The 8614-nt window shown below is 68.9% G+C and carries 6 protein-coding genes; 3 read left to right on the top strand and 3 right to left on the bottom strand.

All coding sequences use genetic code 11. The features are described 5' to 3' along the window. Positions 1–88 precede the first annotated feature (88 nt). From IE265_RS37875 to IE265_RS37865, 3 genes are all read right to left on the bottom strand, one after another. Complete coding sequence (locus IE265_RS37875; RefSeq protein WP_190040345.1) at positions 89–928, bottom strand: ParB/RepB/Spo0J family partition protein; 840 nt, start codon at positions 926–928, stop codon at positions 89–91. A 314-nt stretch (positions 929–1242) separates the two neighbouring features. Continuing rightward, positions 1243–1497, bottom strand: coding sequence for a helicase associated domain-containing protein (locus IE265_RS37870; RefSeq protein ID WP_397663729.1), 255 nt, complete (start codon positions 1495–1497; stop codon positions 1243–1245). Between the two features lie 457 nt (positions 1498–1954). Beyond that, complete coding sequence (locus IE265_RS37865; protein WP_229916962.1) at positions 1955–4366, bottom strand: preprotein translocase subunit SecA; 2412 nt, start codon at positions 4364–4366, stop codon at positions 1955–1957. A gap of 310 nt (positions 4367–4676) precedes the next feature. Here IE265_RS37865 and IE265_RS37860 point away from each other — a divergent pair, with 310 nt between their 5' ends. From IE265_RS37860 to IE265_RS39445, 3 genes are all read left to right on the top strand, one after another. Further along, positions 4677–6011, top strand: coding sequence for an ATP-binding protein (locus IE265_RS37860; protein ID WP_190040344.1), 1335 nt, complete (start codon positions 4677–4679; stop codon positions 6009–6011). An 82-nt stretch (positions 6012–6093) separates the two neighbouring features. Continuing rightward, positions 6094–7749, top strand: a complete 1656-nt coding sequence (locus tag IE265_RS39195; RefSeq protein WP_190040343.1) for a TnsB C-terminal domain-containing protein — start codon at positions 6094–6096, stop codon at positions 7747–7749. Between the two features lie 16 nt (positions 7750–7765). Further along, the coding region (locus IE265_RS39445; protein WP_190040346.1) for an ice-binding family protein at positions 7766–8614 on the top strand (849 nt) is incomplete at its 3' end.

Raw genomic sequence — 8614 nt, 5'->3', positions numbered from 1 at the left:
GTTGCGAATCGCCGCATGAAATAAACGGTCAGAAGCCCGTCCGGAAAACGCGAGGCCCCTCAGACGAGCGTCCCGGAGGTCACCTGTGCTAGTGATCGTCTTCGCACGGGTGGTGTCCCCACTGCAGGCAACCGTGGGTGCGATCGACCACAACCTCCCCGTGGTTGAGGGCATACGGGGTTGCTGCCATCTCCGGATCGGCCTTGACGATCGCGAGAGCGGCCCCAGCGACGTTCATGTCGATGACGCCCTCGGCGCCCAGAAGCATCTGGTCGAGGTACGCGGCGTAGTGCCGGGCCGCACCCGGGCGCCGGTCCAGAGTAGAGCGGGCCGCACGGAGTTCTGGTTCGGTGAGTTCACCGGTTTCGCGGCGGCGCTGGCAGCCGCGGCACAGATGGATCAAATGCCAGGGGTTGGGGGACTCCGGCTGCAGGCCGGTCTTACGGAGGCACGCCGGGGGTTTCGTCGCGGCGGGCTCTTCCAGGGCGACGATGTCGTGGGGCTGCGGGAGCTGCCGGGTAGGGTGGGACATGGAGCACTCCGGGCTGAGCGCGAACAGGAGCCTTCGGGTGGCGTCGGACATGCGAGGCGGCTCACCCTGGCCGGCAAGTGCCTCCTCTTCGTACTTGGCCTGGTGCCAGAGCCGTTCGAACCGACGGAGGGTCTTCTCGATACCGGCCGTTTGGCTGATGCCCACACCCCAGTCGCGGACCCACAACGTCAACCGATCGACGATGGCCATCGTCAGACGCTGTTCGGGCACCTTGGCCAGGCGGAACGCGTTGTGAACGCCACTGGCGCTCTTGCCGACCGCTTTGGCCAGCTCCCGGACACTGGGTAGCCCGGCCCGGCGATGCAGTGTGTGCAGCTCCTGGTTGAGGTCTCGGCGAGCGCCGGGTGGTAGGTCCGGCCGTTCGATGACTCCCATGTGGCTCTTGCCCTTCTCTCGTGCGGATTCGTCGTATCAGCGGGCAGCGGGGTTACGCCGTCCAGCGCGAGCGATTCGACGCCGACGCCATTCGAGCCGGGCCCACCGGGCGCCCCAGGCAGCCAGTGCGACGAAGAGTCCGGACGCGACGTTCTCAACGATGTTCATGGGGAAACCCTCCCAACGCGTATGGGGCGAATGGACAGATCTGAACAGCGAGTTCGCTACCCGCCTCGATCGACGGCAGGAGGCCCATGGGTCACGACGTCCCGGGGTCGCGTGTGGTCCGACTCAACGGCCGGACGACGGCGATGTCATGCCCACTCCACGCCGAGTTTCCGTAGTGCGTCGAGTTGCTCCGCGTTGAGTTTGTCCCGCCTCGTTTTGGTGTTGGAGATCCATACGCCCAGCTTCACGGCCACCGGCTCTGCCTCGCCGTCGACCATGATCTCTTCGCTGTGCCCGCGGGGTACAGGCCGGTGGGCGCCTTCCCGTTCCATCCACTGCGCGAGGGCTGCCAGGCCCTGCTGGAACGCCCGCTGCGCCTTGCTCGGGCTCTTCCGTCGCACCCTCGGCGGCCGGGACGGGAGACGGCGTCTCAGCGGGTGGGACGCCCAGCTGGGTCAGCCGCTCCTGCTGTGTGAGTAGGCGTGTTGGTGGCGCTGGTTGTGCGTCAGCCGTGTTCGGTTGTTGATTGCCTGTTCATGTGCTGTGGCGTGTGCTGGTCTGCTGTCATGAGGTGACCAAGTGGCTGCCATTTTGCGGCTGGGACGGGGCGGGTTGGCTGTCGTGGGGGTGGCTGTTCCTATCGAGGGTTTTCGTAGGCCAGTGTTGTCGGCATACCGCGATGGCGATCTGTCCGAGCGCGTCGGGACGAAGCCGATGGCCGCAGAAGGCGCACAAGCCTGTCTCGCGGATCCGGCTGGTCACCGACGCGGGCGGCTCCGTGCAGTGCGTCGAGATGTGACGTAGGCCCATGATCGTCGGCGTTGGTGTCGCTGGAGGAGCTTCTGGCGAGAGTCGTTCCTACCGCTTCCGTTTGTGCCGTGCTGTGTTTCTCGTGCCGCCTTGCGGTCGCTTGGCGTTCGGGTGGATTGAGCGATGGAGCTCTGAGGGCGGCCGCAGGGTCGACAAGCTGGCCGTCAGCGCAGCATCAAGCGGCCCGGTGTGCCCGTTGTAACAGATGTCGAGGAGCTTGCGGGTCGGTTGGTCGTAGAGGAAGACGACGCCTCTGGGTAGATCGAGCTGATGCATTTTGGCGCGGAGATAATTGCGGAGCCTCCCGTCGGTCTCGTTGGGGTCGGCTCCTGCTGGGCGGGTGGCCCACACGAACAGCCAGCCCTCTGCAGGGTCGACGCTGGCCGTGAGCGGCACTGTCAGGCTACGGCCCTTGGGGCTCGGACTGTCGAGGAGTTCGTCGCCGTAGCGGGCGAATTTGTGCTGCACGTCGGTTGCCCCAGATAGCAGCGTGGCGCCGATGCTCAGCCATCCAGTGACATTGCGGGACTGCAACTCGTCGACCAGTGGCGCGAGCGGCGATGGCACCATCGCCGGCTTGGGCGCCAGTGCTGAGCGTGCGCCGTCGCGGCCTTGGGTGTGGAACCACTGGTCCAGAGCATCGGTTCGGCTGGTCAGGAACGCAGGCTTTCTTGTTCGGTAGCGGCGCAGTTCGGCTGTGGCCGGCTCGGGCAGGAAGGGGAACGCCGCACGCACCTGCATAGGGTCGGGTTCCACCCAAAGGCCTGCCTCGAAGAAGTACAGGAACAGATCCATTTCGTCGGGCGCGTGGAACATCACGGTGACGTCGGGGTTGCGGCGCCGACGCAGGTACAGCAGGAACTCGGCCGGACGTGCCACCAGTTCGGTGATCAGCTCGAGATCGTGCAGAGATACCGTCCATGGAATGTTGCCCTCGGCCAGCAGGCTGGCCCGCACCAGCTCGGCGGTGGCAGTCAGGACCGTTGATATGTCATCGAGACTGACGGCGATGGTGTGGATCTCACGGATTTGGCTGAGGTCGATCCATCCCTCGTTCTTGGTGCGGAGGCCGCCGTCCCGCTCGATGGCGTCGCGCATGCGCCCGGCCTGGTCGGCTGCTTTGGTGATGATGCCGGTCAGGTCGGTACGGATCCGTGCCGCCTTGCCCCCGCGGGATAGGGCGCTCAAAGCGACGGCCTTGTCCTCCACGATGATGGCGACATCGTCGAGGACGATGAGGTGGTCGCCCTCGGCCCGTTTGGTGTACTTCGACGGGTCGGCGGCCTCAGCTTCATCATCGCTCGCGGGTAGGTAGTACTCCAATCCGTCCCGGAAACGAGCGCCGGGAAGGACACGCTCCAGCGCGGCGTGTGTGCGGGATTCGAGAAGGTCTCCGCGATGCTTGGCGTACTGGCTCCACACCGGAGCTGTCTTCTTCAGGTGTTCCTCGAGGTTCTCCCGCACAGCGAACACGTTCAACGCCGGGTGCGGCAGCATCAGACGCCCGTCTGTGCCCACGATGAGTGGCCGTGTTCGCAGCGGGTTCCTTCCGCTGGTGAACGCCTCGACGACATCTATCGGACTGTCCGTCCCCAGGTCCAGGCGGAACCGCTCGACAACGGCCCGGACACGTTCTTCCGGCAGGCTCGTATGCGCAACGATGTCGTCGATCGTGACAGTGGCCTGCTCGGCAGGTGGCTCGAACATCGACGTGACGCTGAGCATGGCCTGCTCCGTCAGTTGCCTGTCCGCCCGGCCTTCTTCCTCCGCCGCCATCGCGTCCAGGACCGCATTGCCCATCGCCTCAATGCGGTCGTTCAGTCTGTCCTGCTGTAGGTCGTGGCAGGCGTTGAGGACGGCTATTGCATCCGCGGCGTCGAAGCCCAGTTGCGCCTGCAGGGCTGCGCGGACGCTCTCAACGCCGTCAAGGAGCGCCAGATTGGTTTCCTCTACCATTTCTGGATATGACGGATTGCGCATCCATACTTCGGCGCCCCGAATGAACAAAGACACCATGGCGAGCTTGTCATTCGGGTCAGCACGCGCGAATGAACGCAGCTGAGCAAGGTAGAGGACCTTGCTCAGCTCTTCCTTCGCGCCGGAGACGAAGTGGCTCATCTCCTGAAATCCGGCTTCGGGCCCGACCGTCGTCCCTGCCTCCTGCCGGGCGGTCAGAGCAATCAGCGCCAGCAGTTCGACGTAGACCGCGCCCGCTTCCGCAGTGACAGGTATCTCGCCCTCGCGGGCCATCGGCAAGAATCGCTGACGAGCCACCTCGATAAGCCGCATCGCGTCGAAACGCCGCACCTCCACGACGAACTCCTCGATCGCCGTGGCGAAGGCCGTGTCAGCCTCAGATGCAGGGTCGTCGCCAGTGAAGGAGGCCATGAGCGTGGTCATGGTGGTCAAGGAATCCGCTATGACCTGCGCGTGCGGATCGAGCACCAGCGTCTCCGGCACGGAACGGCGATGTCTCTTGTTGCGCGCTTCGCGTCGCTTCGTGCGGGAGCCCATGGGGCACTTCACCACACAATACGGGCGGCCAGCAAAGGATTTGGCGTTGCACAGCAGCCACTTTCGACAGATGTCTGCGGTTAGCCGGGTGGTCGGCGGTCGCGGGTGGGAGACCGCTGCTGTCATGGGGTGACCGGGTGGCTGTCACGGTGTGGTTAGCAGGTCGCGGTCCGGTCTGTGTTGGGTTTGCCGGTCTTCGTGTGAAGGGGGTGGCCGGGGCGGTGGGGTTGCCCTTGTGACGGGTTCGGGAACCTCGGTGGGGGAGACGGTGCCGGGTCCGGCTGTTTTGGCGGTGGCCGGGCGGGTGGAGCGGGCTGTGGTGGTGCGGCGGCTGCTGGCCGTGGACCGGGGCGAGGGCGGTCTGTCGTCGCTGCACGTGCGGATCGCGGCCGGTTTGGCGGGGGTCACGGAGCGGACGGTGTGGCGGTGGCTGGCCGAGGGACGCGAGGGGCGGGTGGAGGCCCGGCCGCGCCAGGGTGGCTTCATGGTGGGTGATGCCTTGTGGGAGGTGCTCACCCAGGTGGGCGGGAACGTCGCCGAGTTGCGCCGCAGGATGCTCCGGGCACAGGAAGAGGGCGTGCTTCAGCGGTGGGGTGTCGAGGCGGTGCCGTCGTTGGCGACGCTGCACCGCGCGATCAAGGACGAGTTGCGGGCGGGCCGGGTGCTTCAGGCCGCCCGCGCGGCGTCGGGCCGTGTGGAGCCGAGCCGGTACGACCGGGCACTGGCCGAACTCGGCTTCGCAGAAGATGCGGACGGGCCGCCAGTGGTGGACGGCCCGGACGCCATGCCGTCCGGTACGGGTGGTGAGGAACGGCACGGTGCGGTGAAGGCTGCTGCGAGTGCCCGGGTGCCGGGTGGGGTGCGGTTGTACGCGCCGGGGGCGCGGCTGGTGTCCACGCGGCAGGTGGCCGGGGTGGTGGAGGCGGTGGGGCATACGGCCGCCGCGCGGGGGATCGGCTGTGTGTACGGGGATACGGGGCTGGGGAAGACGGTCGCGGTCGAGCAGGCTCTGCATCTGCTGCCGGGCCGGGTGCCTGTGTGGCGGGCGGTGGTGGGGGTCGGGCCTGGGCTGCCGCAGGTGCGGGCCGCGTTGTGTGAGGCGCTGGGGCTGCCGTCGGGGTCCTTGACCCACCGGGCCGGTCCGGCGGACCAGGCGTTAGCGGAGGCGCTGGCCGAGCCGGGTGTGCTGTTCCTGGATGACGCGCAGCGTCTGTCGCCGCCGGTGCTGGACTACCTGCGGCAGCTGTGGGACTCGCCGGGCTGTGCGGCTGCCCTGGTGCTGTGCGGGGCGGGCAGTGAGCGGGCGCTGGCCCGGGCAGCGGCGATGCGCTCGAGGGTACTGACCTGGCACCAGGTCAGCCGCCTGGACACGGAGGACGTGCCGCGGACGCTGGGTCTGTTCCACCCGGTGTGGGAGGACGCTGATCCGGCCGACCTAGGGCGGGCGGATGAGCAGACCGCCCGCGGCAACTTCCGTACCTGGGCGAAGATCACCTCGCATGTCTGCGCCGCCCGGGGCCGCGACCCTGGCGCGGGCGTGGATAGGGACGCGATCGACCAGGCCTGCGCCCGGCTCGGTCCGTACTCATGACCGCCCCTCTCACGTGCCCGGGACGCACCGGTTCCGGCGGCAGAGAACCTCACCCCGTTCAGCGAGGAGAAGGAACGGCGCGATGACGGACAGCGGACCGCAGGACATCAACGGCGGCCACGGTGTTGACGAGGGAGGGCAGCGGCTTCCGCCGCCGGGGGATCCGGCCGGCGTGCTCGGGAAGCAGTCGCTGGTTGCGCTGCGGGCACCTGCGGTGCGCCGCCTGCTGGCGCTGCGGGCCCGGGGCGGTCTTTCTCGGCAGCACGTGCGGCTGGCGGGGGAGTGCCTGGGGGCGTCGGAGCGCACGGTGTGGAGGTGGCTGGCCGAGGCGTCCCGGAGCCCGGCGGCGGCTGCGCACCCCGGAGCCCGCCACACGAGCAGGTTCGAGATCACCGCGGAGATCCGGGTGCTGCTGGCGTACTGGCACGGCAACGCCTCCGCAGTCCACCGCCAGCTCATGGAGCGCGCCGCGGCCGAGGCAGGGGGCGTACGCGCGCAGACGTCCGGTACTGGCGTGTCCGTCCCGCCGGACCTGGTGGCTGTTCCGGGCGGGGCAGCCCTGTCGCAGGTGCCGCTGCTGGATCCGGTCCCGTCCCTGTCGACGTTCCTGCGCGCGCTGCGCCGCGATCTGACGGCGGGGGAGCGCGCCGGTCTCGCCATCGGACCGGCGGCAGCACGCGCCCATGACGTGTTCGGCAAGCGGCCGCCGTCATGGCGCAACCACGCCTGGGAGACCGACCACGTTCAGGCCCCGCTGCTGGTCGACGCCGACGGCGACCTGGTGCGCCCGTGGATCACCTGGTTCATCGACACCGCCACCAAGGTCATCACCGGTACCGCTGTCACCCCGGGCCATCCCTCCCGCGCGTCGGTACTGGCCGCCCTGCGCGCCGCAGTGGTGCGGGACGAGCCCTACGGCCCGGCCGGGGGAGTGCCGGAACTGGTGAGGATGGACCGGGGCAAGGACTTCCTGTCGGCCGCCGTCACCACCGCGCTCGGCGCGATGGGCGTGACGGTCAAGGACCTGCCCGCCTACAGCCCGCATCTGAAGGGCACAGTGGAAAGCCTCAACCGGGCTGCGGACCGGATGCTGTTCGCCGCCCTGCCCGGCTACACCGCCGGGCCCACCGGGCCCCGCTCGGAGCGGCGCGGACGTACTGCGGGGGCGGTGTCCGCGCTGTCGTTCCAGGACTTCACCGCGGAGGTCCTGGAGTGGACGACCTGGTGGAACGCCGTGCACCGCCCGAAAGCCCTGTCGGGCCGTACGCCGCTGGAGGCGTGGCAGGCCGATCCGACTCCCATCACGGACGTCCCCGCCGCCGACCTGTGGGCCTTCACCCTCGAAGACGACGGCCGGCCCCGGAAGCTGACCAGCCACGGCGTGAGCTGGCGCGGCCGCACCTACACCGCCGCGTGGACGACCGGCCAAGCCGGCCGCCAGGTCCGCGTGCGCTACATGCCCCACCACGATCACGAGATCGAGGTCTGCGACGCCCGCGGCCGCCACCTCGGCCCGGCGCACCTCGCGGACGCGGCCACCCCCGAGCAGCTGCAGGCGCTGCGCGAGGCACGCGCGGAGCGCGCCCGGCGCCTGCGCTCCGACGCGAAGGCCGCCGAACGTTGCGCCGCCAGCGATTCGCCCCCACCACGAGCGCGGAGCCCGCCCAGCGGCTGGGAGCCGTCACGGCTGCCCAGGCCGAGCGTGAACTCGCTGCCGCCGACTCAACGCCAAGGGTGACCCCAACGCCGTCTTCATCTTCCAGGCCGGATCGACGCTGACCACCGCTTCGGCCAGCAGCGTCATCCTCGTCAACGGTGCACAGCCTTGCAATGTGTTCTGGCAGGTGGGCAGTTCCGCCACTCTCGGAACCAATTCCAAATTCGTGGGCACCATCATGGCCGACCAGTCCATCACGGTAACGACGGGCACCGAGATCCAGGGCCGCGCCCTTGCGAGGATCGGCGCGGTAACGCTGGACGACAACGTCATCACGACGCCGATCTGCGCGACTGGCCCCACCGGGCCCCCTGGCCCCACGGGTTCCCCCGGTCCCACGGGTCCCCCTGGACCCACCGGATCCACCGGACCTGAGGGACCTGCCGGACCCAGCGGACCTGCCGGACCCAGCGGACCTGCCGGACCCACCGGACCTACCGGACCCAGCGGTCCTGCCGGACCCAGCGGACCTGCCGGACCCACCGGACCTACCGGATCCACCGGACCTACCGGGCCTGCCGGATCCACCGGACCTGAAGGGCCTGAGGGACCTGCGGGGCCCAGCGGACCTGCCGGACCCAGCGGTCCTGCCGGATCCACCGGACCTACCGGGCCTGCCGGATCCACCGGGCCTGCCGGATCCACCGGGCCTGCCGGACCCAGCGGTCCTGCCGGACCTGAAGGGCCTGAAGGGCCTGAAGGGCCTGAAGGACCCCAGGGTCCTGCGGGACCTGGCGGTGGAGGCAATCACGGCGGCCACAAGCCCGACTGCCACAAGCACGAGGGTCCGCCGCCCTGGGCGCAGCACGGGAAGCACGAGGGTTGTCCACGTACTCGTCTGAGTGCACCACCGAGTACGAAGTTCTGTGCACCACTGCTCAGGCCA

Source organism: Streptomyces fructofermentans (genome assembly GCF_014651055.1).
Taxonomy (GTDB): domain Bacteria; phylum Actinomycetota; class Actinomycetes; order Streptomycetales; family Streptomycetaceae; genus Streptomyces; species Streptomyces fructofermentans.
The sequence above is the reverse complement of the archived record's forward strand: the minus strand, read 5'-3'. Positions and strand labels throughout refer to the sequence as shown.

Bases quoted from the DNA above. Each gene is read 5' to 3' on its own strand.
- IE265_RS39195 (WP_190040343.1), top strand. From the start codon at position 6,094: ATGACGGACAGCGGACCGCAGGACATCAACGGCGGCCACGGTGTTGAC.
- IE265_RS37875 (WP_190040345.1), bottom strand. From the start codon at position 928: ATGGGAGTCATCGAACGGCCGGACCTACCACCCGGCGCTCGCCGAGAC.